22 protein-coding genes are annotated in these 25,812 nt (G+C 41.6%); 5 read left to right on the plus strand and 17 right to left on the minus strand.

Annotated features, from left to right (window positions below; translation table 11 throughout):
* The first annotated feature begins 88 nt into the window (after positions 1 to 88).
* A complete protein-coding gene (locus PSH50_RS07440) occupies positions 89 to 1,150 on the plus strand; it encodes a hypothetical protein (RefSeq protein WP_273609454.1) in 1,062 nt (353 codons plus the stop codon).
* 87 nt (positions 1,151 to 1,237) lie between these two features.
* Positions 1,238 to 2,305: a hypothetical protein gene (locus PSH50_RS07445; protein WP_273609455.1), complete on the plus strand. Its 1,068-nt coding sequence runs from the start codon at positions 1,238 to 1,240 to the stop codon at positions 2,303 to 2,305.
* Positions 2,306 to 2,369: 64 nt separating this feature from the next.
* On the opposite strand, the gene ttcA is transcribed toward PSH50_RS07445, so the two are convergent.
* The 11 genes from ttcA to ccoN all read right to left on the minus strand — a co-directional run bounded on the left by ttcA (position 2,370) and on the right by ccoN (position 12,417).
* Positions 2,370 to 3,287, minus strand: a complete 918-nt coding sequence (ttcA, locus tag PSH50_RS07450; RefSeq protein WP_029774533.1) for a tRNA 2-thiocytidine(32) synthetase TtcA — start codon at positions 3,285 to 3,287, stop codon at positions 2,370 to 2,372.
* A gap of 103 nt (positions 3,288 to 3,390) precedes the next feature.
* Positions 3,391 to 4,317, minus strand: a complete 927-nt coding sequence (gene uspE / locus PSH50_RS07455) for a universal stress protein UspE (RefSeq protein WP_273609456.1) — start codon at positions 4,315 to 4,317, stop codon at positions 3,391 to 3,393.
* 106 nt (positions 4,318 to 4,423) lie between these two features.
* Positions 4,424 to 5,161, minus strand: coding sequence for an FNR family transcription factor (locus PSH50_RS07460; RefSeq protein ID WP_024032585.1), 738 nt, complete (start codon positions 5,159 to 5,161; stop codon positions 4,424 to 4,426).
* Positions 5,162 to 5,229: 68 nt separating this feature from the next.
* On the minus strand, positions 5,230 to 5,901 hold the full coding sequence (locus tag PSH50_RS07465; RefSeq protein ID WP_273609457.1) for a sulfite exporter TauE/SafE family protein: 672 nt from the start codon (positions 5,899 to 5,901) through the stop codon (positions 5,230 to 5,232).
* Positions 5,894 to 6,061 carry a cbb3-type cytochrome oxidase assembly protein CcoS gene (gene ccoS / locus PSH50_RS07470; RefSeq protein ID WP_002963071.1) on the minus strand — a complete coding sequence of 56 codons (168 nt, stop codon included), beginning with the start codon at positions 6,059 to 6,061 and terminating at the stop codon, positions 5,894 to 5,896. Before ccoS ends, PSH50_RS07465 begins: the two co-directional genes overlap by 8 nt.
* Positions 6,058 to 8,433: a heavy metal translocating P-type ATPase gene (locus tag PSH50_RS07475; protein ID WP_273586467.1), complete on the minus strand. Its 2,376-nt coding sequence runs from the start codon at positions 8,431 to 8,433 to the stop codon at positions 6,058 to 6,060. Before PSH50_RS07475 ends, ccoS begins: the two co-directional genes overlap by 4 nt.
* Before the next feature lie 8 nt (positions 8,434 to 8,441).
* On the minus strand, positions 8,442 to 8,933 hold the full coding sequence (locus PSH50_RS07480; protein WP_004588822.1) for a FixH family protein: 492 nt from the start codon (positions 8,931 to 8,933) through the stop codon (positions 8,442 to 8,444).
* Between the two features lie 141 nt (positions 8,934 to 9,074).
* Positions 9,075 to 10,109 (minus strand): cytochrome-c oxidase, cbb3-type subunit III, encoded by a 1,035-nt coding sequence (ccoP, locus tag PSH50_RS07485; protein ID WP_054982343.1) that lies wholly within the window; start codon positions 10,107 to 10,109, stop codon positions 9,075 to 9,077.
* Positions 10,106 to 10,291, minus strand: a complete 186-nt coding sequence (locus tag PSH50_RS07490) for a CcoQ/FixQ family Cbb3-type cytochrome c oxidase assembly chaperone (RefSeq protein ID WP_004588824.1) — start codon at positions 10,289 to 10,291, stop codon at positions 10,106 to 10,108. Before PSH50_RS07490 ends, ccoP begins: the two co-directional genes overlap by 4 nt.
* A gap of 5 nt (positions 10,292 to 10,296) precedes the next feature.
* Positions 10,297 to 10,971 carry a cytochrome-c oxidase, cbb3-type subunit II gene (gene ccoO, locus PSH50_RS07495; RefSeq protein ID WP_004588825.1) on the minus strand — a complete coding sequence of 225 codons (675 nt, stop codon included), beginning with the start codon at positions 10,969 to 10,971 and terminating at the stop codon, positions 10,297 to 10,299.
* Between the two features lie 12 nt (positions 10,972 to 10,983).
* Positions 10,984 to 12,417 (minus strand): cytochrome-c oxidase, cbb3-type subunit I, encoded by a 1,434-nt coding sequence (ccoN, locus tag PSH50_RS07500; RefSeq protein WP_004588826.1) that lies wholly within the window; start codon positions 12,415 to 12,417, stop codon positions 10,984 to 10,986.
* A gap of 339 nt (positions 12,418 to 12,756) precedes the next feature.
* Here ccoN and PSH50_RS07505 point away from each other — a divergent pair, with 339 nt between their 5' ends.
* The 3 genes from PSH50_RS07505 (at position 12,757) to PSH50_RS07515 (ending at position 18,143) form a co-directional block, all read left to right on the plus strand.
* Positions 12,757 to 13,182, plus strand: coding sequence for a hypothetical protein (locus PSH50_RS07505; protein ID WP_273609458.1), 426 nt, complete (start codon positions 12,757 to 12,759; stop codon positions 13,180 to 13,182).
* Between the two features lie 922 nt (positions 13,183 to 14,104).
* Positions 14,105 to 16,687, plus strand: a complete 2,583-nt coding sequence (locus PSH50_RS07510; protein WP_029774528.1) for a TonB-dependent receptor — start codon at positions 14,105 to 14,107, stop codon at positions 16,685 to 16,687.
* 103 nt (positions 16,688 to 16,790) lie between these two features.
* The gene (locus PSH50_RS07515) at positions 16,791 to 18,143 is read left to right on the plus strand and encodes a hypothetical protein (RefSeq protein ID WP_024032591.1); all 1,353 of its coding nucleotides are present in this window, start codon (positions 16,791 to 16,793) and stop codon (positions 18,141 to 18,143) included.
* Positions 18,144 to 18,210: 67 nt separating this feature from the next.
* Here PSH50_RS07515 and PSH50_RS07520 read toward each other — a convergent pair whose 3' ends face one another.
* Genes PSH50_RS07520 through PSH50_RS07545 form a run of 6 tightly spaced genes read right to left on the minus strand, consistent with a single transcriptional unit; the run spans position 18,211 to position 25,452 of the window.
* The gene (locus tag PSH50_RS07520; protein WP_004588905.1) at positions 18,211 to 18,462 is read right to left on the minus strand and encodes a hypothetical protein; all 252 of its coding nucleotides are present in this window, start codon (positions 18,460 to 18,462) and stop codon (positions 18,211 to 18,213) included.
* Between the two features lie 17 nt (positions 18,463 to 18,479).
* Positions 18,480 to 19,316, minus strand: coding sequence for a peptidoglycan binding protein CsiV (locus PSH50_RS07525; protein ID WP_064386480.1), 837 nt, complete (start codon positions 19,314 to 19,316; stop codon positions 18,480 to 18,482).
* Complete coding sequence (gene mfd, locus PSH50_RS07530; RefSeq protein WP_138686074.1) at positions 19,316 to 22,789, minus strand: transcription-repair coupling factor; 3,474 nt, start codon at positions 22,787 to 22,789, stop codon at positions 19,316 to 19,318. The genes PSH50_RS07525 and mfd overlap by 1 nt, the downstream gene beginning before the upstream one ends.
* A gap of 51 nt (positions 22,790 to 22,840) precedes the next feature.
* Positions 22,841 to 23,734, minus strand: coding sequence for a carbon-nitrogen hydrolase (locus tag PSH50_RS07535; protein ID WP_024032594.1), 894 nt, complete (start codon positions 23,732 to 23,734; stop codon positions 22,841 to 22,843).
* Positions 23,731 to 24,786, minus strand: a complete 1,056-nt coding sequence (locus PSH50_RS07540) for an agmatine/peptidylarginine deiminase (RefSeq protein WP_273609459.1) — start codon at positions 24,784 to 24,786, stop codon at positions 23,731 to 23,733. Before PSH50_RS07540 ends, PSH50_RS07535 begins: the two co-directional genes overlap by 4 nt.
* Before the next feature lie 57 nt (positions 24,787 to 24,843).
* Complete coding sequence (locus tag PSH50_RS07545; RefSeq protein ID WP_004588910.1) at positions 24,844 to 25,452, minus strand: PilZ domain-containing protein; 609 nt, start codon at positions 25,450 to 25,452, stop codon at positions 24,844 to 24,846.
* Positions 25,453 to 25,812: the final 360 nt, after the last annotated feature.

A 25,812-nucleotide genomic window follows, 5' to 3' on the forward strand; every position in this document is an offset into this window, starting at 1 on the left:
GTCAATGCATGTGCGCCTGCACATGTGTAAATGAATACCTTAAGTACATAGGCATAAAAATAAAACACTGAACACATTAAGGATTTATATGAACAACTCTAAACGAACACACACACTTAAATATCTACTTTTTGCCAGCGCTGCGTTTTTAATGAGCTTTTCTGCACTGAGTAAAGAGCACAAAATTATACTGATCCACGGCTTACAGGTATCGCAAATAACCAATAAGTCGGGCAGCGATGTAATAAACGACGGTGAAACCTATTGGCAAACCTATTGGAATAACCGTGCTGATGAACGTATTGATTGGCCTGCCTATGAGCGCATTGAAGGTAAAATTGCGACCGATTGGGTATGGCCTAAATTAAAGCAAATATCGCGTTCTAACTTATGTGCTGATGGCTGTGTGCTAGTAACGCATTCAACAGGCGATTTAGTTGCTCGCCATATTATTGATAACCAAGCTAATTGGCTTGAAAATGCAGGCCTTACACCACTTAATATTGTAGCGACCTTTGATTTAGCGGGAGCAGGGGGCGGCAGCGAGCTTGCCGATATTGCTGTAAGTGCTTTAACTGGCGCAGCATGGAACTTTGCAGTGGATGCAGCACTCAAATGGTGGTTAGGCAGCGATGTAACAGAAGCGGTGGGCGTATTACACGATTTAAAAGTAAATAACGCACGCAAAATTTCGCCGTTTCCAGATGCGCGTACGCCGCGTTTACGTTTTGTAGCCGATGGTAATGAGTACCTAGGTTTAACGGGCGGGTTTTTAAAAGGTAATGATGATTCGGTGGTGGCATCGCATTCATCGTGTGGAGCAAGCGCGGCTAAATCGTTTGGTAGTTGTAGTAGCAATATTGATACTAATGGCCAGTTAAAATCGCAAGGCGATGCCGTTAATAGCTTTATGCCGCACCATTATCCAATGATGATGAGCGACAGCTACAGCCACAACGAGATCCATAATGCGCAGCGCAAAGGGAATGTCACAATTGCCATGAACAATATAAATGTAGATGGTCAAAATGTTGGCTTTAACACATTTGATAAAACAACGGGTACTTGGTTTTGGAAAAAACACTACCGCTATATTAAGGATTCAAACACGCAAAGCGCCTCGGCACTTATTTATAGCGTGCTCCCTTAATAAGTACCTAAATTTTATAAACGCGTTAGGTATTAAACGCTAGAGCGTGTAGTTATTTGCTGCACGCTTTGAAAGGATTGATGCAACATGAAAAAGTTTTACATTGGTGCCGCTGTAGTCAGTATTGCGATGTTTTTACTGTGGTTTACAAATAAAAATGAAGTTAAAACGCTTGAGCCTCCCGCTGCGCTGGCAATAAAAAACAAGACAGATCCAGCAAGCCCAGATAAAAACACGGTAATAACCATTGATGTGCCAAAACAAAAACAGGCAAAAAGCCCTCCCAAAATACATTATGATCAGCACTTGGCCAGTGCCGCAGAGCATGTGGCAATGCAATACCAAAGCGCACTAAAATACCCGCCTTATTCGCAGCCTTTAAGCGCACTTGATGGAGACCGTTTAAAGCCTAATCAGTTTTACCCAGTTACAAGCCCCATTGACGATGCGGGTAATGCCCTCGTTGTTAGTTTAGATAAATATCGGTTTGTATATCCGCAAGAAATAACCATTAATATTGCTGCGCAAAACCTAGCAGAGGTAAATGTAGCGCTAAGCAATACCGATACTAAAGCCTCAATCAGTTCAAAAACCACCACAGCTCAGCAGGGTGAAGCCACGGTTAAATTTAAAGCCAGTGAAGACTACCCGCGAAATTTACAGCTATTCGTAGAGGCAAATGTTGCAGGTAAAAAGGTACCTGCAGTTGCGCAAATACAGTATATGCCACCCAGTGCGACGCTTATTGATTTTGATAATGCCTATGCACAAAACGAAAACATGATAGCCATAGCTCATTTAAAAGTGCTTAAAACTGGCTTATATAGAATTAGAGCTAATTTATACAGTGATACGAGCCCACTTGCACATTTGGTGACTAAAAAGAAACTTTCACAAGGCAGTCAAACGGTGGATTTAAAGGCGCATTGGTCGGTATTACCACAAGGGGTGGTTAACATGCGTTTAAGTGACTTTGTGATAGAGCGCATGTCGCCAAGCCCAGGTGAGCGTAATAGTTTTGGTAGCAGTGAGATTACTGAGTTTGAAATTACAGATTTTGCCTACGATAGTTTGCAACAGTTGCCTTATCAAGCAAACGAGCAAGAGAGAATGAGTTTAGAGTTTTTAAAAGGGTTAGCTGATAAAGGCGCTTAGCAGGATTAATGAGTATAAAAAAAGGGGCGAGTAGCCCCTTAGCTGTATTTTTAAAACCGTTAGCTTAGCTTAGGTTAATAGTAACCACATCAGCTTGTTGCTGTTGGTTTTCATCTTCATCGCTGACAGGCGCGTTAGGTATATCTGGTTTATCGAGTGCTATATCGCCGCCATCAATAACGTCGCCGGTTTTTAGGTTTTCAAAGTCAAATAGTTCTGTATCGGCTAAATGCGAAGGCACCACATTTTGCATTGCAGTAAAAATACTCTCAATACGCCCAGGGTGGTCTTTATTCCATTGCGCTAGCATGTTTTTAGTGTGTTTACGTTGCAGGTTTTCTTGTGAGCCACATAAGTTACACGGAATAATAGGGTAGCCTTGGCTAAATGCGTATTTACTTATATCGGCTTCTTTGCAATAAGCGAGCGGACGAATAACCATATGCTCGCCGTTATCGCTCATTAGCTTAGCCGGCATGCTTTTAAGTTTACCGCCGTAAAACATGTTTAAAAAGAGTGTTTCGATCATGTCATCGCGATGATGGCCAAGGGCAATTTTAGTTGCGCCCATTTCTTTGGCTGTACGGTACAAAATACCACGACGTAGGCGTGAGCAAAGCGAACACGTGGTTTTACCCTCAGGAATGATATCGGTAACAATGCTGTAGGTGTCTTCTTCTACAATTTTGTATTCAATATCTTGTTTATCAAGGTACTCAGGTAAAACGTGTTCAGGAAAGCCTGGTTGTTTTTGATCGAGATTAACAACAAATAAATCAAATTTAATGGGCGCCACACGCTTTAAATGTTTAAGCATATCAAGCATGGTGTAACTGTCTTTACCACCCGATAGGCATACCATTATACGGTCGCCTTCTTCTATCATGTTAAAGTCCATGACGGCTTGGCCTGTAAGACGGCGTAAACGCTTTTGTAGCTTATTTAAGTTGTATTGAGCTTTGGCTTGAGCTGAGTGAGACACTACGCCCCCTTATAAAACAATGCGGCAAATTATTTGCTGAAAATAAAGGGGCGTATTATATACCCAAGTACTATGGGTATTAAAGCGCTAGTTAAGGCTTTGTTTAACTTTTGGCAAGCGGGCTTACGTAGCCATCAGGTTTTAATGCCAAGACATCGCAATCAAGGCTATCAATTACGTGCTCGGCAGTGTTGCCAACCAATGCGGCACTGAGCCCCGTGCGCCCTACGGTGCCAATCACCACCAGTTCGCTATTTAAGCGATTTGCTACATCGGGGATCACATCCTCCGGTAGGCCTTCTTCTATAAAGCATTGCTCATTAGTTAAACTAAAAGCTTTAGCAAGCTCGTTGGTGGATTCTATGTGGTGTTTTTTTACAGATTCGTTATAAAGGCCTGGGTTAAATTCTGGTATCTCTATGGCAATATTAATGGGTGTAGCAGGGTAGGCATTAACTAAGTTAAGTGTAGCGTTGGCAAGTTCACATAAAAATTGTGCATCTTTAATAATGCGTTTATTAAGGGCTACATGCTCATCGTTTTCACTAACCGCATTGACCGCGGCTAAAATATTACCTTGCTCAGGCCAAGCCATTTCTTTTACAAATAACACAGGTGTGGGGCATTTACGTACTAAGTGCCAGTCGGTAGGGGTAAAAATAACCGATTTTAGCGCACCATGCTGATGGGTACTTTTAACAACTAAATCGTATTCTTGTTCAATAACGGTATTAATAATGGCTTCAAAAGGGCGGTTATGCCAGACCACCTGGGTGGTGATATTTACATCTGGGTAGGTAGAAATTATATCCTTAAGCCATAATTCTCTATCGTTTATAACGGCTTTTCGCATTGCTTCGCGCTCTTCAAACGACAACATGGTGGTCATTTCGTAAGAAAAGTCGTAAACAGTCATAAAGGCGGTAATACTGGCGCCTGACTTTTTGGCTAAATCAATCGAGCGAGCTAAACCGTGATGGTCATCCTTAGTGGGATCAATAACGGCTAAAATACGTTTAATAGTGTTCATATGCTACTCCCTTTTTAACTTACTTTCAGTGTAACGTAAATACACAGCAGTTAAAGGGGTAGCACACAAATTGTTGTTCTAAATCAAAGTTACAACACCTATTTGCTTAGCAAGGCTTAATTATTGCTGCCGTTTTGGCAAGTGCGTCACTGTCTAAAATAGTAATAAATTTACCTTCTACCTTTATTAAGTCCGCTTTTTGAAAACGGCTTAATAAGCGGCTGATGGTCTCAACGGTTAGGCCTAAGTAGTTACCTATTTCACCACGAGTCATGGTAAATCTAAACTCTTTACGCGAAAATCCGCGCTCGCCAAAGCGCTCCGAAAGGTTATAAATAAAGCTCGCTAGGCGTTCTTCTGCCGATTTTTTATTAAGAAGTAGCAGCATTTCTTGATCGTAGGTAATTTCGCTACTCATTAAACGCATAATTTGTTGGCGAAGTTTGGGTAATTTACCTGCTAACTCATCGAGTGTATCAAACGGGATTTCGCATACCATTGATGTTTCTAGTGCTTGCGAAAAGCTCTGATGAGCCATTTTGCTAATGGCATCAAAGCCGACTAAATCGCCGGCTAAATGAAAACCGGTAATTTGCTCATCACCTTGCTCAGACAATGTGTACGATTTAAATGAGCCTGAGCGTACTGCATAAATTGCATTAAGCGCAGCACCGGATTCAAACAAGTAGTCGCCTTTGTGCAGGGGCTTTTTGCGTTCAATGATTTCGTCAAGTTTATCCATTTCTTGGCCATTTAACGAAAACGGCAAACACAATTGGCTGATGCTGCAGTTGTTACAGCTAATTGCACAATTACTTTTAGCGCGACTTTGAGAGAAATCCATAATTTAATCCGTTTTAATTTTTATACACAGCAATGAAAATAAACCAAGTGGCTTAATGCCGCTGACGATTAATGTACTAGTTTGTCGATGGCAATGATCAACAGGTACATACCATACCAAATTATAATACTGCCTAACACAATTCGCGTCCATGGGTGGTTAATAACACTATTAAGTTTTTGGGCGGCCAGGCCTAAGGTGATCATGGCCGGAAAGGTGCCAAGCGCAAAACAAAGCATCACTAAGGCACCATCAAATGCGCTAGGGCTGGTCATTGCCCATGTGAGCGCTGAATAAACCAAACCACAGGGTAGCCACCCCCACAACGCGCCGTAACCCAATGCTTTAGCTGTTGAATCTACCGGCATTAAATATTTATTAAGCTTAACAATATGCTGCCAAATAAGTGTTTTACCTATTTTTTCAAGCCATTGCAAAGTGGGGCCTAAGCGCATTATATACACGCCTACCAGCAGCATAAAAATAGCCGCAATGAATGAAAGGGTTACAGAAAAAAACGTATTTTGCTTTGCAAATTGGCTACTTATACCCGCAACGAGTGCGCCAGCTAGCATGTAGCTAAATGCTCGGCCAATGTTATAAGCAAATGAATAAATAACAGATTGGCGCTTGTTACTGGCCAATTGTAATGAGCTGGCAATACCACCGCACATTGCAAGGCAATGCCCGCTACCAATTAAGCCCATTAAAAAGGCGCTGGTGTAAAGTGGGTCAATCATTACTTTTGTTGTGTTGTTCTTTATCATCTTCAAACAAAATACTATGACCTTGTTTGTTTAAATCAGAGAATTGCTCGCTTTTAACGGCCCAAAAAAACACGCCAATGGCAATAATCACAAATAATATGGCAATCGGGATTAAAATATAAATTATGCTCATAACTTTAAAAGCCTTAGTGAATTACTAATCACAATAATTGAGCTGGCAGACATACCAATAACGGCCATCCACGGGGCAACAAGCCCAAGCGCTGCAAGCGGTAAAATAGAAGCATTATACAACAAAGACAGCGTCAGGTTTTGCTTAATGATTCGCCTGGTTTGCTTAGCAACATTGAGTAGGTGCGCAATTGAGGCTAAATCACTGTTTAACAGCACTACATCGGCGCTGTTTTTAGAAATGTCGGCACCGGTTTCCATTGCAATGGATAAATGGGCACTGGCAAATACTGGGCTGTCGTTAATGCCATCGCCTACCATGGCAACCACTTCGTTTTGTGATGACCATTGCTCTACGGCGGTTTGTTTATCTTTAGGCGACAGGGCGCTTTGGCTGCTGTTGAGCTTTAACTGTTTTGCTATTTTTTGTCCGGCGTCTGATGCATCGCCTGTGAGCATATGACAGCTCAAGTTTTGTGCTTGTAAGGTACTTATAAGCTCACTGGCACCGGGTTTTACTTTATCTATAAAGTAAAAACGAGCAACTACGCGTTTATTTATAAATAGGCTTGCTTGGGCATTTGTTTTTTTACTGTCAAACCAGCCGCTTTTACCAATAGCGTAATGTTTATCTGCGCTTTGTGCACTAATGCCCATACCTGGGTGTACAGTAATGTTTGTAAGGGCAAGTTCGGTGGTAGCGTATTTATTAAAGGCACTGGCTATGGGGTGCTCAGAATAACGCTCTAACTGGGCTGCAATATTAAGCGCTTGCTCTTTAGAGATTGTGTCATCGAGTATATCAATGGCATCTAAGCTAAATTTACCCTGTGTGAGGGTGCCTGTTTTATCAAAGGCAAACAGTGTTAATTGCGAGAGGGTTTCGAGCACATGCGCTTGTTTAATTAGCACCCCTTTGCGGGTGAGCGTGGCTACAGCGCATGTTAATGCGGTAGGTATAGCAAGGCTAAGCGCGCAAGGGCAAGTGGCAACCAATACAGAAATAGTGATCCAAAACGCGTGCTCTGGGTCAATTTGGTACCAGCCAATGGCCGTTATAGAGGCAAAAACTAGCAAGCAGGCAATAAACCACTGGGCAACTTTATCGGTAATTTCTACCAGTTTAGGGCGCTTGGTAAGCGCAGTGTGTTGTAAGTGTATAATTTGGTTTAGTAGGGTGTTTTGGCCGATTTTATTTATTTTTATTTCTATTACGCCATCGTGATTAACACACCCAGCATACACATTGTGGCCAATAAACTTATTAACGGGCTGATGCTCACCGGTCATCATCGACTCATCAACGCTTGTTTGCCCCTTGATAAGCTCTCCGTCAGCGGGAATAGTTTCGCCAGCTTTGATGAGTACAACATCATTAAGTTTAAGCTTTTTAGCAGCAATAATATGCTCTTGGCCGTTATCATCAAGGGTGCGGGCGGTTAAAGGCAGCAGCTTTTGTAAGTTGGCAGTAAACTCGCTGGCTTTTAATCGGGCTCTAAACTCAAGGTATTTACCTAATAATAATAAAAAGGTAAACATACATACCGATTCAAAATACACTTCGCCTACTTGCATAAATGTGGCATAACAGCTGGCGCTATACGCACCAAAAATAGCCAGCGAAACGGGTAAGTCCATATTTAACTGTTTTGCTTTTAAGCCATTAATAGCATTAGTTAAAAAGGGTAATGCGCTGTATAAAATAACGGGGGAGGCAAGTACTAGGCTTATCCACCTAAAGTATTGCTCAAAGTTATTATCCATACCCGAGAACATGCCAAAGTACATGGCAAAGGCAAACATCATCACTTGCATTGTCATCAGCCCTGCAACACCTAAGCGGCGTATATAGGCTTTTGCTGTTTGTTGCTTTTGTTGGGCTTCGTCATCGGCTTGAAACGGGTAAGCTTTATAGCCAATTTTGGCTAAGGAAGTAATAATTTCGCTTAGCGGGGTTTGGGTTTTATCCCATTGGATCATGGCACGGTTAGTTGAGGTATTAACATCAACGCGCTTTACCGTTTTTAAGCTAAGTAATTGCTTTTCGATAAGCCATGCACACGCGGCGCAGGTAATGCCTTCAATACTTAAAAGTACTTGGGATAAGTTATCGGTTGTGGCTATAAACTCATCTTGTATGTCTTCATTGTCGTAGCTTTTAATAAACGCGAGTTGCTCAGGGACTAACTGCTCTACTTTACCAGCGCGTACGGTGCGGTATTTGTAATAGTCGGTCATGCCTTGGTCAACAATGTTTTGCGCAACCGCTTGGCAGCCAATACAGCACATAGGCTGTGGCGTGTTATCTATTGTTACGGTTGCGCGAAATCCATTTGGCACACTTTCAAGGCAATGAAAGCAAGAAACGCTCATAGTGGTGGCTACTTATAATTTGGGGTAACTAACAAAGGCTGCTCTGTAGGAAGAGTAATGTTTTCTTTTAACTTCCAACTACCATCCACCGGCTCTATAAATACAGAGTAAGCACCTGGTGTGTAGTTATCTAAAAGGGCAGTAAATTCTTTATTTGCATTAGGGGTAAGCGTTGCTTCAAAGTCATGCGCTTTGATGGTGCGATGATAAAAAGACAGCTTTAAAGCGTGTACGTTACTATAATCGCCTTTGGTAAAGGCAAAACTGGCACGCTCGTTTGTAACATTAAGCTTGCCATGTAAAAACAGTGCTTTGGCTTTTTCAAACTTAGTAAGTTCTAAGTTTATTGCTTTGCCTTTTTTATAGTAATCATCAACCACCATATCTGGGCCGTTGCCCACAGCAGTAATAATTAAGGTTATGCACCCAATAATGGCCGCTAGCGGAAAAAAGATTAAAAACCAAGGCCAAAAATTTTTATACCACGGAGTAGGTTGCATAGTTGCTCTAAAATTAGTTTAGGTAGGGCTATTTTATAGCAAATATTTGTAAAAGACTAAAAAAAAGCCTCCGACTGGAGGCTTTTTTGATCTGGATTAATCTGTTGAAATAAAAAGATTAATTAATAGTTAACTCGGTGTTTATTTATCTTGCGATAAACTGTAAACATAGGCAGTTAACAGGTGAATTTTATCTTCACCTAAAATGTCTTTCCATGCTGGCATTACACCGGCGCGGCCATGGTTAAGGGTTTCTTCAACAGCGCGTTGAGAGCCACCGTATAACCAAATGTTATCTGTAAGATTTGGTGCACCAAACGGTAAGTTATGTGCAACAGAGCCTTTACCATCTGCACCGTGACACGCGGCACACATCGCAAACTTAGCGGCACCTGCAGCGGCATCTTTTTGGTTAACAGTACGACCAGACAAGCTAAGTACGTGGGCTGTCATTTCTTTAACGCCTTGCTCACCAAGTGCTGCACTCCAAGAAGGCATTGCTGCTACACGACCATAAAGAAGCGTTTCTTTAATTTTGTCTGGTGAGCCACCGTATAACCAATCTTTATCAGTTAGGTTAGGGAAGCCAGTTGCACCACGTGCATCTGAACCATGACATTGCGCACAGTTTTGCGAGAATAAACGCTGACCAATTTCAAGTGCTAACTGGCCGTCTGTTTGTTCATGCTTTTCGCCATTTTCAAGGGCTACTTGCTGCGCTGCATCACCTTCAAATTTAGAGTTAACTAAATCTAATACTGGTACTTGTGCAAGCTTGTTAAAAATAGGACCAAAGCGCTCTTGTGCTGCTTCGTATTCTTTATCAAGCTTTACATAGCGGCCTTCTTCTTTTGCTTTAGCCGTGGCTTCTTTAGATTCCGCTAAAGAGGTAATACCTTGGTTAGAGCTTGTCCATTTACCTAAGCCTTCCCAGTTACCTAAACCTGGATAAGCTGCTAAGTAATATACCGACCAAATAAATGTTGCGAAGAACATGTACGTCCACCATTTTGGGAGTGGATTATTTAGTTCGGTAATGCCGTCATATTCATGTCCGCAGTCTTCACCTTCTTTTACGCCAGCATAGTTCTTAAGGTTCCAAACTAATAAGCTAAAAATGATGATTAAGCAGGCTAGGGTTAATACAATAACCCAAATACTCCAAAAGCTAGTCATTTTTCAGACTCCTTTTCCTCGTTAGAGAGTGTGTTGTTATGTTTTTTTTCATCTTCGAAAATGGCATTAGCAGCGTCATCAAAACGATTTTTGCTACGCTTGCTGTATGCCCATACAACAATCACAATAAACAATACTAAAATTACCAGAGTCAAAATGCCTCTGTATGTTCCGTAATCCATAATAATTACTTCAAGTGGGTGCCAAGTTGCTGTAAATACGCGATTAGGGCTTGCATTTCTGTTGCGCCTTCGCCGTTATTCATAGCGTTAACTTTATCAACATCTGCTTGTAGCTCTTCGTCGCTGCCATAACCTAAACCCGGGTGTTTAGGGTTTTCTGGGTTAATAGCAAAAGTATCACGGAAAATTTGTAGTTTTTTCAGAGTCAGGCTGGTATCAACCTTAGTCTCTGCTAACCAAGGAAAACCTGGCATGTTCGACTCAGGAACCACGGCGCGTGGGTCAACTAAGTGTGCATAATGCCAATCGTCCGAGTAACGGTTACCTACACGTGCAAGGTCAGGACCAGTACGTTTAGAACCCCATTGGAAAGGGTGATCCCATACTGATTCGCCCGCTACAGAGTAGTGACCGTAACGCTCAACTTCATCACGAAAAGGACGAATCATTTGTGAGTGACAGTTATAACAACCTTCACGTACATAGATGTCACGACCTTCCATTTCAAGCGCGTTAAGTGGGCGCAAACCTTCTACAGGTTTTGTTGTATCGTCTTGGAACATTAGCGGAGTAATTTCAACTAATGCACCAAAACTAATAGCAAAAACAGTCAGAATAGCCATTAGGCCAACGTTCTTTTCTACTATTTCATGTTTGTTTTGTGAATTTTTATTGCTCATCATCTCACTCCGTTATGCTAATTGTGCTTGCGCGTCTAACTTCAGTGATTCTTTCTCAGCTGAAATTGTACGCAGAACGTTGTAAGCCATAACTAACATACCTGTAACGATGAATACACCGCCTACAAAGCGCATAATATAGAAAGGATGTGATGCTTCTAAAGACTGAACAAAGCTGTACATTAATGTACCGTCAGAGTTAACTGCGCGCCACATTAGACCTTGCATAACACCTGAGATCCACATTGCAACAATGTAAAGTACAACACCTACTGTGTGTAACCAAAAGTGCGTGTTAACCAATTTAACGCTGTACATACGACCTTGTGCGAATAACGCAGGGATAAGGTGGTAAATAGCACCAATTGAAATCATCGCAACCCAACCTAGTGCACCTGAGTGTACGTGGCCGATAGTCCAATCTGTGTAGTGAGATAATGCATTTACAGATTTAATTGCCATCATTGGGCCTTCAAACGTAGACATACCGTAGAAAGACAATGAAACAACTAAGAAACGCAGTACTGGGTCGGTACGTAGCTTATGCCAAGCGCCAGAAAGCGTCATTATACCGTTAATCATACCACCCCAAGACGGTACAAATAGGATAATAGACATAACCATACCTAAACTTTGCGTCCAATCAGGAAGCGCAGTGTAGTGAAGGTGGTGAGGACCTGCCCAAATGTAAAGTGAAATAAGTGCCCAAAAGTGAACTACCGATAAACGGTAAGAGTAAACTGGGCGACCTGCTTGCTTTGGTACAAAGTAGTACATCATACCTAAGAAACCAGCCGTTAGTAGGAAACCTACAGCGTTGTGACCGTACCACCACTGAACCATTGCATCTACCGCACCTGCGTAGATTGAGTATGATTTAGTTAACGACACAGGCACTGCCATGCTGTTTACAATGTGTAGCACTGCAACAGTAATAATAAAGCCAGCGTAGAACCAGTTAGCAACGTAGATGTGCGATACTTTACGTTTGATCAGCGTACCAAAAAATACCACTGCGTAAACTATCCATACTACCGCGATTAAAATATCGATTGGCCACTCAAGCTCTGCATATTCTTTAGAGCTAGTAATACCCAGTGGTAATGTAATTACGGCTAATACAATAACAAGCTGCCAACCCCAAAAAGAGAAAGCGGCGAGTTTGTCTGAGAAAAGGCGCGTTTGACAAGTACGTTGAACGACGTAATAAGACGTCGCAAAAAGTGCACTGGTACCAAATGCGAAAATTACTGCGTTCGTGTGTAACGGACGTAGTCGAGAGTATGTTAACCATGGTGTATCAAAGTTAAGTGCTGGCCAAGCTAATTGGGCAGCAATCAGAACCCCAATACTCATGCCAACGATGCCCCAAATCACTGTCATAATAGCGAATTGGCGTACAACTTTATAGTTATACTCAGTTTGTGATGCTACTGTTTGGCTCATTTTCTGGCTTCCGCTGCAATAAATGCGTTTAGAAATGAATTACCCACCGTTTAAAGTGGGGCCTACTATTTTCCCCAAGCGTATTACCTAAAACGTTCAAAGCCTGAATGCTTCAGAAAACAAACTCGAGAAACCCTTATTTTTTGCGGGTGAAATGATAAATTTTTTGGCCTAAAAAAGATAGGTCAATTACATAAAATTATGACATCAATCAAAGTTTGTGAGTTTGTTGTTTATTTTTTGATACAGATTGTACCTATATTAACCAAACATCACACTGGCTATTGTTATTTCAAAGCATGCTAATTAAGATTTGTTTTTATTTAGCGCGGATTTGTTATGCATATATTTAGATTATCTTTGTTTTTAATGCTGTTTTTTGTATTAACAGGCTGTGACAATGCCAACCAAAAAGATCAAAAAGCACTGTTAAAAACAAATTGCGACACGAATCAGCGCTGTATTTATAATACCGGTGTTAAAGTATGGTTAAGTGATAAAAATATTACCCCCGAAACCCCCTTTAGTATTTACCTTGATTTACCCGACCACCTAAAAATAGATAACGCTAAGCTTGAAAGTATAACCATGTATATGGGTTTTATTCCGCAAAAGTTCACTAAAGAAGCAACTATTTATAAAAGTGACACTATGGTGGGCATATGCTCTGAGAAAAATATGCTGTGGCAACTGGTGCTTAATTTAAGCAATGTTCAAACTGGTGAGCAAATCACTCACTTTTCTAATTTTTATGTAACGTATTAAGGTACCTTTTTCCTGCCAATCATTTTTTTAGCTGGCGCATAACAAAAGTCAGCTATTAATTAGGTATTACTATAATAAGCTACTCCTATAATAAGGCATTACTATTAAGCGGTACGTCTTATATATGCAGCGCTGCAATAGTAGGTGTATAAAATTGTATTTAAAGCACTAACACACATTTAAACCTCTTTGCTGCCTTGTATGCCGTAACCTATTTTTTCATTCTCATCTGTTTTATGTTGGTGTGCTTACTCGTTCTTTTTATGGAGTGAATTGCCTTACGCCAATAGGGGGGCTTCGTAATGTTTATAGTAAAAGCGTCTTGCTTGCATTACTGAGCATGTAAAAAAGTAAATCCTGCTTAGTTTCATGATAACTATTTTAATAAAGTTAAACGCCCTCAAATTAAGACCCTCTAATGATTTGCTAAATTAAATAACGCCTCCCGATCCGAGCAAACGTTGAAGTCTCGCTGAACAAAAAATATTACCAAAAAAACTAGATAAATAGCTTAATAAGACTATTTAAGCGGTAAATCTGCATATTTATGGTTATTAATTTTATTACAGCTTTACGGTTTTACTAATGCGCTGTGATTAATATGTTAATTTTTCTAAAAAGGGTATATTTATCCATTAATTACATTTGATTACAATCTGCATAACTTTGATTTCAGATGTGTTTTAATTGCTTTCTGTTGGTTGCATATACATGATTTTTAATTGTTTTTTTTAGTTAACACTGCAACAAGTTATAACCTTTGTACCTTTTTTGGTTATTCTTTTTTGGTGTTGTATATATAACGATCTTCTATTAAGTTTTTGTTCAGTTAACTCAGCCTAAGTTGCCCCCCTGACTCACAATTCTTATAAAAAGTGAGCATTACCAATCAAGGTAAATTTCCAACAAGTAGGGTTTATTCATGAAAAAATCAACTCTTGGTTTAGCTGTAATCGCAGCAATCCCAATGTTCTCAAGTATGCAAGTAGTAGCGGCCGAAGATGGCGCAAACGCTATTGAAAAAATTCAAGTAACGGGTTCTCGCATTAAGCGCGCAGATATGGAAACCGCTAGCCCAGTTACTTTAATCGGTGCAGATGACATTGCTGCAACCGGCGCAGTTTCGGTTGATGCCGTATTACAAAAAATGACTGCTACTGGTGGTGCAATGACCAACCCAGGTATCAATAACGGTTCTGGTGGTAATGCTTCTATCGATTTACGTGGTTTAGGTTCACAACGTACACTAGTACTTGTAAATGGCCGTCGTATGATCAACTCAGGCACAGGTGCTGCCTCTACTGTTGATTTAAACACTATTCCTGTTTCAATGATCAAGCACATTGAAGTACTTAAAGATGGTGCATCTGCAGTATACGGTACTGATGCGGTAGCAGGTGTTGTAAACATCATCTTAAAAGATGACTTTGAAGGTTTAGACTTAAATGTTAAATCTGCAATCACTACAGAAGGTGATGCTGATGAAACGTCTTTCGATATCACTATGGGTGGTAGCTTTGGTCGTGGTAACGTTGTAATCGGTCTTCAGTACACTGACCGTGGTGACGCATCTCAAGCAGATCGTAGCTTCTCTGATTGTCCATTAACTGAAGATGGCGACGGCAGTGCACCTTACTGTTCTGGTTCTTCATACACGCCAAATGGCCACGTATGGTCAGGTGATGAATCACTACAAGGTCAAGCAGACAACGGTTGGCATGACTTTGGTTCTGATGATGCGTACAACTACTCATCAGACAGCTACCTATACACGCCTATGCGTCGTTTAAACCTTACAGGTATTGGTAGCTTCGATTTAACAGATGACACGCGTTTATACTCAGAATTCACATACTCTAAGCGTTGGTCAGAGCAACAAATGGCACCACAGCCAGTATGGTTTGACTTTGATTACACTGAAGAAATGGGCGATTCACTAACAAGCCACAATATTAACTACGGTGATGAAGTTTCTTACGGTCGTCGTATGACAGACACTGGTACTCGTGATTTCTCACAAGTTGTTGACACTGTGCGTACTGTAGTAGGTGCTGCAGGTTACCTTGACAGTGGTTACGATTGGGATGTGTCAGTAATTTTTGGTCGTAACGATTCAGTTGACCGTTTAAGCAACCTTCACAACATGGGCTCTATCCAAGATGCAATCGAAGCGGGTGACTTTAACCCACTTATGCAATCTTCTTGGTCTGCTGAGAACTTAAGCGATTACGTTTACACTGAGCAAAACTCAGGTGGTAGCCAATTACTAATGTTCACTGCATCATTAGCTGGTGAAGTAATGGAACTTCCTGCAGGTTACGTAGGTTTTGCTGCTGGTGTTGAGCGCCGTGAAGAAAAAGCATGGTACATCCCAGATTCAATCACATCACAAGGTCTTGCAAACGACCCACGTGTTGAGCCTACAAGCGGTCGTTTTGACGTAAACGAAGCGTACTTAGAGCTTGCAATTCCTTTAGTTAGCGATGCGTTCTTAGCGCAAAACGTTGAACTAAGCACTGCAATCCGTGCTTTCGATTACAGCACTTTTGGTTCTGACGAAACATGGAAACTTGGTTTAACTTGGCGTGTAAACGACGAAGTAATGCTACGTGGTGTTCGCTCTACAGCATTCCGTGCGCCAACAGTAGCTGAGCTATACTCAGGTAATTCACCTTCGTTTGAACAAGTTAGCTTCCCTGGTGCACAAGACCAAGCAGAAGTAACTGTTGGTGGTAATGACCAATTAACGCCTGAAGAAGCTGATACGCTAACAGCAGGTATTGTGTACGAGCCAGAGTGGTTTGAAGGTTTCTCAATGACGTTAGATTACTACGACATTGAAATTGAAAACGCAATTGCTACTGTTAACAACCAATACATTGTTGACTCTTGTTTAGCAACAGATGGTTCATTAGCTAACCAAAGTACTGCGTTATGTAGCTCTGCTGCGGTATCGTTTAACCAAAGCACTGGCCGTATTGCTTTTAATAACCAACTACAAAACGTAGGTTACGAGCAAACTAAAGGCTACGACTTAAACTTAAACTACACATTTGATGCAGCTGGTCTTGCGTGGAATACATCACTAGATGTTACTTACCTAGACGAGTACCTAGTAGATGTTGTTGAATCAAGCATTGATTACGCTGGTTTAATTACTTCTGGTATCGGTGGCTATGCAGATGTTAAAGCTAACTTTGAACTAACTGTGAAAGGCGATGCTTGGAACGCAAACTACAAAGCACGCTACATTGCAGGAATGGATAGCTACAGCTGTCAAGGTGATGAGTCATCATGTTATGCGCCTACAACCCCTTCAGTTGTATACCATGATATAAGCGGTGCTTACATCTTTAACGAGACTGTGTCAGTAACAGCAGGTGTTAACAACTTATTTGATAAGCAACCTCCTTACTACACAGGTAACAACGATTCTAACACTGACCCGTACACATACGATGTACTAGGTCGCCGTGTATTTGCTGGTGTAAACGTTAAGTTTTAATTAGCACATTAATCGTATTAAGGCTCAGTGTTTACTGGGCCTTTTTTATTGAACAAAATTAAGGAGACCAGTACACTTATACACTCAATAAAAGGAGAGTTGTTTGATAAAACAAGACGAAAATTTATCTTTTGTCATAGAACCAGAGTTATCCCCTCGCTCTGAGCAGCGTATCGACCTGTATTTTTCTATACCCAATGAAATGGGTATAAACGTGCAAACCCTCAGTGAAGAGTCTTATTTTAATAACCACTTTAAATCGCACTTAGCTTATAACGCTAAAAACATACACTTACCCTTAGTGCGTAGCCGCTTTGTTAGTAAAAACAAAGGTGAGCAACAAGATTACCGCCAAAACCTTAATTTGTACTGTTATCAGGTGCGTTTAGCGCTCGACGCTGATATTAAAGATGCATTAAAAATTCAAGAAGTGGATGCTTTTTATGCCCGTGCACAAGAGCTATTTGAGCAAAGTGAAGGGCTGTTAAAAAAGCTGCGCAGATATACCCCCGATGATGAAAAACTGGTGCCGTTTTACACCAATGCCGATAACTATTTAAGTTGGCATGTTGAGCAGTCGTTTTTAAAGCTATTAGATGAAGGCCCGCGCAGCAGTGACTTTGCGAAAGAGCGCAACGACTTACTGCAATTTTGTAAAAACGAAAATACATACCGGTTTGAGCAAAATTATAACTCAGAAACCACGTTGCAAGATGGTAACCGCATCACGAATAAAATGCGTTTACTGCAGCGCCTAATAGAGCACGGCGTTATTTTGCATCGCAATACGCGTTATTTAAATAGTTACCTAAAGCGTTTAGTAAAAGGCACGGTTACAGCTGTCATTATGGCATTTGTAATGGTGGTTATACTTAACGCGCGCTCAACCTTTACCGAAGTGACCGCTACCCTTATTTTAATATTAGGGGTTATTTACGGCTTGCGAGAAATATTTAAAGAAGACATTACGCGGGTAATTTGGCGCGCTATTGTGCGCGGGCGTCCTAAATGGCGGTTTGTATTTAAAAACAGCATTACTAAAGATCGCGTTGCAAGTCAGTTTGTGTGGCTTGAGTATATGCGTTTTAAAAAAATCCCTAGTGAAGTAAAAACAATATTTTCAAAAAGGCGTCAGCAAAACAAGCTAGCCGCGCAGTGGCTGCATTTTGCCAGTGAAACACGTGTTTCTGCTAAAGAGTTTTTACCAGGTTACGATACTCTACAGCAAAGTATGCGCTTTAATTTGGCGCCTTTTGCACGGTATTTAAAACGCGGCGAGGGCAAGCTGTATCATTTAGATGGTAATAAAATATCAAAGCAAGCGGTTGAAAGGCGCTACCAGTTAAATTTGGTGATGGTATTAAAAGACGAGGAAAGAACTTTATACCAGCGTTACAAAATAACCCTTAATCGCAGTAAAATAGTTAATATTGAACTTATTTACTCTAAAAAATAGAAAATAAAAAAGGGATAGCAACGGCTATCCCTTAGTGTCATGTAAATTTACCTAATTTAACGCAGTATTACTGTGTAATACCGTGCTTAGAATAAATAGTTACCTTGTCTGAAACGAGTGTTATTTCAATGTTTTTAGACTCATCACCCCATACACAATTAGTATGTAGGGTTTTTTCTACGCAGTTATCAGCAGAGCCTAAAATAGCTTCTACTTCGGCTTTATCCATGCCAACTTCAATTTTTTCGTAGTTTTCTAGGCTTACTTTTGAACAAGCTGCCAGGCTTAGCGTTGCTGCGATGATCAGGAGTTTTTTCATTGTTATGTCCTATTGATTTAGTGTTTATACTTTCGTATTTGTACAATCATGCCCATACGAGGATGATCAAAGTAATGGATTTCACCACTAATTACACGTTTAAATTGTGAAAAGCGGGCCGATTCTATATCCCCATTAGGTAGTTTTTCGTTTACGTCAAAATCAGCGGTTATGTAAAGGTAGTGGCGTAAATGTATTTTAAATAAACCATCTAGCTCCCAATAGCTTAGGGGCTGCTCTGAGGTATCAAATAGCTGTGGCTTACTTTGTACTAAGCTAATAAAGTCGGGATTTGAATAATTAGGCGTAGTGTTAACGTCGCGTTTTATATGATCACCAGAAATTAAATGTACGCTTGGCGCACGCGATTTACTTGCCCCTTCAAAGCGCCAGCCAGTATGCAGTAGCGGGGCTAAACCTTTTCTGTCTAAAGCGCGGCGCTGGGCAGTAAATTGTAATTGCTCAGGTGCGAGTAAATAGGGCTCATCCATCGTATCTTGTGCCGGTGCTAATGGCGTAACGGGCAACTCGTCGTAACTTTTCATAAAGTCGATACTGTTATCACACACACCCGATTGTGGGTTGGCATTAACTAAAGAATCGGTAAACGAGCGTTTTTGAAAGCGACTATCGCCATCTATACATGCCTGCATAGCTTGCTCTGTGTATAAAGGGGTGAGTAGCTCTAACGTATTTTTCGCCTTAATGGGCTCGTGCTTTAAGCTAAAGTCTTCTTGTAAATAGGGGGCAGGGCGCTGTTTAAATACCAGCACTTCTACTTCAAACCAACGTTCTGCAAATGCGGTGCTGCTAAATAAGCAACATAACACGATAAGCGATTTTTTTAGCAACATTAATGGCTAACCTTTTTTTCGAAATCTGCAATCATTGCAGTGACCATTTTTAAGCGTTCACGAGGGTTTACCTCATTAATTGCAAAGCGCAATTTATTTGCGCCATCCATTTTGTACACATGGGGTGCACTTTGTATCAAGCCTATGATGAAGCTAGGATTAACCTTCGTATTTTGGCTAAATTCAAAGTAGCCCCCTTTAGGGTTTGCCTCTATTTTTGTAATTCCTAAATCGCTAGCACGCATTTTTAGTTGCTGCATACTAAATAGGTTTTTAGTGGCATCAGGTAATAAACCAAAGCGGTCTATTAGCTCTACTTGTAATTCGTCCATATCGGCAAGGTTAGCACAACTTGCAATGCGCTTGTACATACCTAAACGCGCATTAACATCGTGTATGTAATCATCAGGTAGTAAGGCAGGGAGTTTTAAATCAACTTCAGTTTGCTGCTGAAGCAGGTTTTCAAGCGTTGGCTCTTTACCATTTTTAAGGGCATTAACCGCTTGCTCTAGCATTTCCATATACAAGCTAAAGCCAATAGTTTGCATTTGCCCTGATTGATCGTCGCCTAATAGCTCACCCGCACCACGTATTTCTAAATCATGTGTGGCAAGGGCAAAACCTGCGCCTAAATCTTCCAACGACTCGATTGCTTGTAAGCGTTTGGTGGCATCTTTAGAAAGTGCTTTAGCATCGCCGGTTAATAAATAAGCATACGCTTGGTGGTGGCTTCGCCCAACACGACCGCGTAATTGGTGTAATTGCGCAAGGCCAAGTTTATCGGCTCTGTCCATAATAATAGTATTAGCAGTAGGCACATCAATACCGGTTTCGATAATGGTGGTACATACCAGTACATTGTATTTTTGATGATAAAAGTCTGTCATTATTTGCTCAAGCTCTTGCTCGCGCATTTGCCCATGAGCAGAGGTGACACTAGCCTCTGGCACCCATTCGCTGATCTCTTGCGAGACTCGCTCAATAGTCTCAACATTGTTATGCAAAAAGTACACTTGCCCGCCGCGTTTAATTTCACGCAGTATGGCTTCGCGTATTAAGTCGCTGTCGCGTTGGCGTACAAAGGTTTTAACTGCTAAACGCTTAGCAGGTGGGGTGGCAATAATAGATAAATCACGCATGCCGCTCATCGCCATATTTAAAGTACGCGGAATAGGCGTTGCAGTAAGCGTTAATATATCTACATCAGCACGTAATGACTTTATTTTTTCTTTTTGGCGTACACCAAAGCGGTGCTCTTCATCAACAATCAGTAAACCTAAGTCGTTAAATTTAATATCTTGTTGAATTAATTTATGCGTTCCAATAACGATATCAAGTTTACCGTCGGCCATTTTTTCAAGCGTGTCTTTTTGCTCTTTAGTTGAATTAAAGCGCGATAACACTCCCACTTCGATAGGGAAATCGGCAAAGCGGTCTTTAAAGTTTTCATAATGTTGCTGAGCCAGCAGGGTGGTTGGTACTAACACGGCTACTTGTTTGTTATCGTTAACCGCTACAAACGCGGCGCGCATAGCCACTTCTGTTTTACCAAAGCCTACATCACCACACACTAAACGGTCCATAGCAAGTTTTGATTGCATATCCCCAAGTACGGCTTCAATAGCATTACGCTGATCGTCAGTTTCTTCAAATGGAAAGCTGTCGCTAAATTGGCGATAGCTTTGCCCATCGAGTGCAAATTTATTACCTGGTTTTGCTTGGCGCTGTGCGTAAATATCTAACAGCTCCGCGGCTACATCACGTACTTTTTCGGCGGCCCGTTTTTTGGCTTTCTCCCACGCATCTGAACCAAGTTTGTGAAGCGGGGCGCTTGCTTCTTCACCGCCCGAATAACGGCTTAGCATATGCAGTGCCGATACCGGCACATACAGTTTTGCTTCACCGGCATAGGTAATGGTAACAAACTCAGTGATTACACCTGCCGCGTCAATTGTTTGCAGGCCTTGATAGCGACCAACACCGTGATCAAGGTGCACAATTGGCTGGCCCTCTTTAAGCTCGGCTAAGTTGCGAATTAACGCATCTTGGCTTGCTTCGTATTTATGTTTACGGCGCCTGCGTTGCGACACCTTAATACCTAACAGCTCTTGCTCGGTAATAATAGAAAGGCTCGGTTTTGTACCCAGTACAACACTTTGCTCAAGAGGGCTTACAATTAAGCCTACATCGCTTTGGCTTTGTGTAAATTGCTGTAAGCTTTCAAATTCTTTAAACTTTAAGCCGCTTGGCTTAAGCACGCTTAATAAAGACTCGCGGCGACCATCAGACTCAACACTTAATAAAATACGGCTTTTTTTCTTTTTTTGTTCTGCCACATAGTTAATAAATGCGCCGTAGGGTTCGTGTTGTTTATGATCGATTCGTACTGCGGGCAGCTCGCTCACATTTAAGTTTTTATTGCCTGCTTTAGTGGGTAATTTAGCTTGCGATAAACGTATTCGTGCAAACTCACCTAAATTAGAAAACAACTCATTAATAGGTTGATACAACTCGCTGGGCGCCAGTAGTGGACGCAGGGGATCTACTTTACGGTTTTCGTAGCGTACGTTTACATCGTGCCAAAAGGTATCTGCGGCGTGTTCTAAATCACCTAGTTGCATAACCGTAGTGGTGTTTGGCAAGTAATCAAAAATGGTGGCAAGCTTTTCAAAAAACAGCGGCATGTAGTATTCAATACCGGCAGGCCAAGTACCTTTGCTTACTTGCATGTAAACAGAGTCTTGCTCTGAACTGGCACCAAATTTATCGCGATAATTTATTCTAAAACGCTCAACGTCTGCTTCGTTGGTTGGAAATTCATGCGCGGGCAGTAACTCAATTTTATCTACTTTTTCATCTGAGCGCTGGGTTTCTACGTCAAATAAACGAATAGAGTCGAGTTCATCGTCAAAAAAGTCGAGCCTAAATGGGTGCACACTGCCCATTGGGTACAAATCAACAATAGAGCCACGAATTGCGTATTCGCCATGCTCCATTACCTGTTGTACGTTTAAATACCCTGCTTGTTCTAAATTACTGCGCAGGTTATGGGTGTCGAGCTTATCGCCTACTTTAAAATTAAGGGTAGAGCCATAAATAAACGAAGCAGGCGCAGTACGTAGCATTAACGTAGATACAGGCACTATAAGTACGCTTTGCTGCTCGTTTTTTAAAGTGTTTAAAGTGGCTAAACGCGCTGAAATAATATCTTGGTGCGGCGAAAAATGGTCATACGGCAAGGTTTCCCAATCAGGAAATACCATTACCGGGTTATCTGGCAATAAGTATTCGAGCTCGGTTTCAAGTCGCAATGCGCTTGGCGTATCAGGCGTAACTATAAGCACTAAATCGTTTTGCTGTTTTACACCTTCTGCAATGGCTATACTTAGTGCACTGCCAGTTAGCTGCCCCCATTGAATTTTATCTTTTTGAGATTTTACCCACGGCAAGGCTGCCCATTGCTCAAACGCCATTTAGTGCTCCATTTTTTAGTTGGCGTTTGCTCACAAACGCCATGCAGTTATTTAGTCTCGGTAAATTTTTGTTAAGTCTTGATAGTGATCAATTCTGCGGTCGCGTAAGTACGGCCATATACGTCTTACGTTTTCAGAGGCTTTTTGATCAAGTTCTACTACTAAAATTTGCTCATCAGTATTGTTCGCCTCTGAGAGCATTTCCCCTTGAGGGCCTGCAATAAACGAGTTACCCCAAAATTGTATACCTTCGCTTTGTCCGCTAGGGTCGTTTTCGTGCCCTACACGGTTACAGCTAATAACGGGGACGCCGTTCGCAACCGCATGCGCACGTTGGCTTATTATCCACGCGTCTTTTTGGCGTGTTTGCTCTGCGTTATCATCACGTGGGTCCCAGCCTATTGCGGTTGGGTAAATTAGTATCTCTGCGCCAGCCATGGCCATTAAACGGGCTGCTTCAGGGAACCATTGATCCCAGCATACTAAAACACCTAATTTACCTACTGAGGTTTGAATTGGCTCAAAGCCTAAATCACCTGGGGTAAAGTAAAATTTTTCGTAAAAGCCCGGGTCATCAGGAATGTGCATTTTACGGTATTTACCCGCAATGGTGCCGTCTTTTTCAAGTACCACCGCGGTATTGTGATAAAGCCCAGTGGCACGTTTTTCAAACAGTGAAGCCACAATAACGATGCCGAGCTCTTTAGCAAGCTCGCCCAGTGTATTTGTGCTTGGACCCGGAATTGTTTCGGCTAAGTCAAATACATCCACATCTTCTGTTTGGCAAAAATACAGACTACGATGCAGCTCTTGCAAAACCACAAGCTGTGCGCCTTGCTTAGCAGCATCACGAATGCCAGCAATCGACTTTGCCATATTTTGGCAGGCGTTATCACTGTTAGTTTGTTGCACTAAGGCAACGGTTAATTTTGCAGGGCTTGTCATTGTGCTGCTCCAGCTAAAAATCCACGAGGTAACTGCATGGTAATGCAATGTAAACTACCAAATTGTTCAATAATAGGTAGGCAATTAACGCCAATAATAGTGTGCGCTGGGTATGCTTTTTGAACTTGCGCTAGCGCCAGTGCGTCGTTGTCATCGTTATACGTCGGGACTAAAACCGTATTATTGATAATCAAGTAGTTTGCGTACGTTGCCGGTAAACGGGTGTTGTCATCATCAAACACTGGTTTTGGCCACGGCAAATCAATTAACGTATATGGGGTATTATTTTGCGTTTTAAAGCTTTGCAGCTTCTTTTCCATCGCATCTAATGCGTTAAAGTGCTCATCTTCTTTAGCATCGCACTTAACATACACAAGTGTATTATTGGGGGCAAAACGTACCAGAGTGTCGATATGGCTGTCGGTATCGTCACCGGCTAAGTAGCCATGATCTACCCATAAAAAGTCAGTTGCGCCTAAATGCGTTGTTAAAATTGACTCAATATCGCCTGATGATAAATCGGGGTTGCGATTTTTATTCAGTAAACATTCGCTGGTTGTAAGCAACACACCGTGTTCGTTAATTTCAATGCCGCCACCTTCAAGTACCACATTCAGGGCTTGGTAATCAGTGTTTGGATTACTTAGCTGGTTTACCAGTACGGCGTTAATTTTATTATCGAGGGCACTTTCGAACTTATTACCCCAGCCATTAAAGATAAAGTCGTAAATTTTAAGTTGGCGAGCGTCGTTAATATTTGCGCAGGTAATAGGGCCGTGATCCCGTGCCCAGGTATCGTTTGTTGGTGTAACAACAAAGTGCACGTGGCTTAAGTTTATATTCGCTTTTGTTAGCAAGGCAGTAATGTGGCTTTTAAGCGCCGTGTTATGGGCAACAATAACAAGCTGCTGCACGGCTGTGATATGCGTTGCAAGTTCAACATAAACAGGCTCTACGCGTTCAAGCGTATCAGCCCAGTCGGTCTGTGCATGGGGCCAGGTAAGCATAACGGCGTCTTGCTCAGCCCATTCAGGTAAAAGTCTAAAGTTCATGAAGTTTTGATACAAATTACGGTGGCGCTAGTTTAGCATTTTACATGCATATGTCAGCTATTTATCGCTGCTAGAATCATCGTCAATTTGCTCGAGTTCTTGGCGTTTTTTTAGCTGGCGTGTTTGTGCATGTAAGCTGGCTCTGACAACTAATTCTTGGTCTGTGGTTCTTATTGCAGTAAACAGTAATGTGTATTGGTAGTGTTCGCTGTCTTGCTTTTCAACGGCCACAACTTCTGTATAGCAGTAAACGGCTGAGGCTTCGTGGTGCAAAAATAGCTTTGTTCTAAATGCTTGGCCTATTGCGTATACATCAGGCGAAGTAAAGCGAATGCCGCCTCCGCCGTAGCTATCGCAGTGTATGGCGTTATCTTGAGCTTGCTCTGATGCTAAAATGTGGCTCATTATTAAATCAATTTTACGCGACTGTGCTTGTAAAAAAGCTGCCAGCTCTTGTGCTAAATCGCCTAGGTTTCTAAGGGGTCTTAAAGAGGCCTGTTCAAGCTCACTGACTTCGTTAGCTAGCTTAAATAGAGGAGGTATGTCGTCTTCAAGCGCGAGTTGAGATTGCGGCACTAACTGATTTTCTACAGCAAATAAGTTTACTCGAATGCTTTCATTTATTTGAAAGTATTCTTCAAATTCGCTTAATCTTTGACTGTTCATAATTATCTCCACTGCGTATTCATTAAATAGTAGCGTTGTGGGGAGTAAATTGCTAGCAGATAAAAATGCTAAATGGTTTGTTTATAAGCCAGTTTTTAAGAATGTTGATTAGGGCGTGTTGAACTTTGCGGATTGAAATTTGTTCAATCTAGGGGCGTTTAAATTGCGGCGTGAGGTTTGTAACCTCGTGGGCACGATAACAGCTCCTGCGTTTCGCCTATTTATGTAAAATAACTACACTTGATAGGCTCTGCCTTGCCTAAAAACCAAACACGCTGCTGCAAATTTAACTATCAAAAATCAACACGCCCTAATAAAAAAGCGGCCAATGTCATCCTAACATCGGCCGCTTGGGTATTG

The organism is Pseudoalteromonas sp. Angola-7, from assembly GCF_028599255.1.
Classification (GTDB): Bacteria; Pseudomonadota; Gammaproteobacteria; order Enterobacterales; family Alteromonadaceae; genus Pseudoalteromonas; species Pseudoalteromonas atlantica.